Source organism: Mesobacillus sp. (genome assembly GCF_049588175.1).
Lineage (GTDB): Bacteria > Bacillota > Bacilli > Bacillales > Cytobacillaceae > Mesobacillus.
Map to the genome: position 1 here is coordinate 1 of NZ_JBAVFI010000092.1, position 3251 is coordinate 3251.

Below are 3251 nucleotides of genomic sequence, written 5' to 3' on the forward strand. Positions count from 1 at the left end.
GGGCGTACCCTTATATAATCCCCAATGAATCCAGAAAAACAACGACAATCACGACAGGCACAACAAACCTCATGACATTATACCAGAGGGTAAATAGCCAGCTTCCAGTCCTTGAATTGTGCAGCAGCTCTTGGCGCAATATTTCTTTTTTGATTTTCAGAGGAACGAAGATTGAAATTAACAGAACTCCGAGCGGCATTAAAATATTGCTGACAAGGAAGTCGGCGGCATCGAAGATATTTTTGCTGAAAATCGTTGCCTCGGCCAATGTCCCGAAAGATAGAGCAGCAGGGATTCCTAACAGGAAGATCAGCCCTCCAGCGATCCATGAAAAAGCAGTCCGTTTCTTCGTGTCTCCCTTTGCAAGGGCAGCCACAACGATTTCAAGCATTGAAAATGCCGAAGTCAATGTCGCGAATAAAAACAGCGCCAGGAAGAGCAGCAGGAATAGCTCACCGAAAACCAGTTTTTCAAAAACGGCTGGCAGGACGATGAACAATAGTCCAGGACCCTCAGCCGGTTCAAATCCAAGCGAGAATACCGCAGGGAAGATTGCAAGCCCGGCAAGAAGAGCGATGAATAAATTCATCCCAACAACCGAAAGGGCAGGCTGAACGATGCCTTCATTTTTTGGCAAATAAGAGCTATATGTGACCATGACCGAAACGCCGACGCTTAACGAGAAGAACGATTGTCCCATCGCAAACAGGACACTTTCTGAAGTGATGTTCGTAAAATCAGGTGCCAGGAAGAATTTAATGCCTTCCATCGCATTTTCCAGAGTCAGAGAGCGGACAATTAAAATCAAAAACAAGACAAACAATGCGGGCATCAGGATTTTGCTCGCTTTTTCAATTCCTGATTGCACTCCCTTGGCAACGACAACAATCGTGATGAGTAAAAACGCAGCCTGGGCCGCAAGCACACTCCATGAACTGCTGATGGTCTTGCCGAAAAGCTCACCATAATCAGCACCCTCCTGGACAACTCCGCCAGCTAGACCCTTAACGAAGTAGAGGCTGATCCAACCTCCAACGACACTGTAAAAGCTGAGCAAAACGAAGCAGGTGACAACACCGAGTATCCCAATCCAGTGCCATTTGCTTTTAGGAGCAATCGCTAAATAGGCGCGAATCGCTTCCTTGCCTGTACTGCGCCCGATGACGAATTCTGCAAGCAGCAAGGGCAGACCAATGAATAGTGAAAATAGGATAAACATTAGGAAAAACGCCCCGCCGCCGCTCACGCCTGTAACGTACGGCAGCTTCCAGATTGCCCCGATTCCGATTGCTGAACCGGCCGCTGCTAAAATGAAACCAATCTTCGATGACCATTGTTCCTTCTCCATTTGAATCTCCCTTTTCTCTCTGTATTTTCAGCTGGGTTGATTGGGATGGAAGAGGGCAAAATAAAAAGCCACGCCACTATCCATCAATCTGGATAGGGACGTGGCTGAACACGCGGTACCACCCTATTTGGAAGCAAGCCTGCTTCCCGCTCAAGTTTAAGATAACGGCCTGAACCGTTCTTTTTGGTATCTCCAAAAAGAAAAAGCTCCAAGAACGAAATTCACCTGGCCTTTGTATCAGTTTGCACCAACCACTGATTCTCTTTAAAACAGGGAGACCGGCTTACTATACTCTCTTCAACGCTTCAACTTATTAAAATATATTTCTCGAAATTATAGTATGATAATGAGTTTGTGTCAAGATGCTTTGAGAGATATAAAAAAATACGTTTTTCTAGATAAAGATGATATACTCATATGGGTATTATGTATTTTTATAAAGGTGGAAAAAGCAATGGAAATCAAGATTGGCATAAAGGAGAACATCCTGCAATTTATTTTATTGGTTGTGACGAACCTGTTTGTCGGATCGATGGTGGGCATTGAGCGAACTGTCCTTCCTTTGCTTGGCGAAGAGCAGTTTGGCTTGGCTTCCGCAAGTGCTGCGCTTTCTTTTATCATAAGCTTTGGTTTTTCAAAGGCGATTGTTAATTATTTCGCAGGACAGATAGCAGACCGTCTGGGAAGGAAAAAGGTATTATTGCTTGGCTGGACATTCGGCCTGTTCGTGCCAATTCTGATTATTTTTGCTCAGGCCTGGTGGGTCATCATTGTTGCAAATATTTTACTTGGAATAAACCAGGGACTTGCCTGGTCGATGACCGTTAATATGAAAATAGATCTTTCAAAATCGGACCAGCGTGGAACAGCAGTTGGGCTGAATGAATTTGCAGGCTATTCTGGGGTTGCCCTTATGGCGGCCATATCAGGTTTCATTGCCTCTTCTTATTCACTAAGACCAGAACCATTTTATTTAGGGATAGGCATTGTTATCATTGGAATATTATTATCGCTTGTCGTTAAAGACACGAGTGAGCACTTAAGGTTCCAGATTAAAAATTCAGCTGCGAATCATTCAGGAGCCCAGCGATCAGCAAAAGAAGTCTTTGCGCTGACCACATGGAAGAACAGAAATCTTTCAAGTATCAGCTTTGCTGGACTTGCAACCAATCTAAAGGATGGAATGGCGTGGGGGCTTTTCCCGCTGTTTTTTACTATTCAAGGGCTAAGTGTTGGACAAATCGGAACAATCGTCGCCGTTTATCCTGCAGCCTGGGGACTGTTTCAATTATTTACTGGAGTTTTAAGTGACAGGATTGGCCGGAAGCTGCTCATCACATATGGGATGTGGACACAGGCGGCTGCAATCTGGATCATCTTGTTCGTTAACCAGTTTGGGTTATGGATCATGGGAGCCATCCTGCTTGGTCTTGGAACAGCCATGGTTTATCCGACCCTGCAGGCGGCCATAAGCGATGTTGATCCTCCGGAATGGCGCGCATCATCTATGGGAGTCTACCGATTCTGGCGGGACAGCGGCTATGCTTTTGGCGCCTTGTTTGCTGGTATTATAGCGGATTTGCTTGGTGTAAGCTGGGCAATTGGGTTAGTGGCAATACTGCCATTCCTAGCAGGAGTAAATTCATTCTTTCGTTTGAAAGAAACTCTTGTAAAAAAAGCGAATTAACAAAATAAAACCTTTGCTGCTATAGCCAAGGTTTTGTTTGTTTTCATAGAAAATAATGAATGAAAGAGCCTGCGGTTAAGGAAAAAATTCCTGCAGAGCCAAGGGTGTAGATGAGAAGTTTCCTGGCTTCAGTTTTTCTCGAGTAAACATATTGCCTATATGTCAGTTCCCCAAAAGCAAATTTTAGTCCTAACACATTAGGCTCTATTTTATACT

2 protein-coding genes and 1 other annotated feature are annotated in these 3251 nt (G+C 44.5%); of the genes, one reads left to right on the plus strand and one right to left on the minus strand.

What is annotated here, in order from left to right:
- Positions 1 to 10: 10 nt before the first annotated feature.
- Positions 11 to 1348 carry a sodium-dependent transporter gene (locus WB217_RS02005; RefSeq protein ID WP_423990162.1) on the minus strand — a complete coding sequence of 446 codons (1338 nt, stop codon included), beginning with the start codon at positions 1346 to 1348 and terminating at the stop codon, positions 11 to 13.
- Between the two features lie 91 nt (positions 1349 to 1439).
- Positions 1440 to 1658 (minus strand) — a binding site (T-box leader).
- 144 nt (positions 1659 to 1802) lie between these two features.
- Between WB217_RS02005 and WB217_RS02010 the strand changes: the two genes are divergently transcribed.
- On the plus strand, positions 1803 to 3035 hold the full coding sequence (locus tag WB217_RS02010) for an MFS transporter (RefSeq protein ID WP_423990164.1): 1233 nt from the start codon (positions 1803 to 1805) through the stop codon (positions 3033 to 3035).
- Positions 3036 to 3251: the final 216 nt, after the last annotated feature.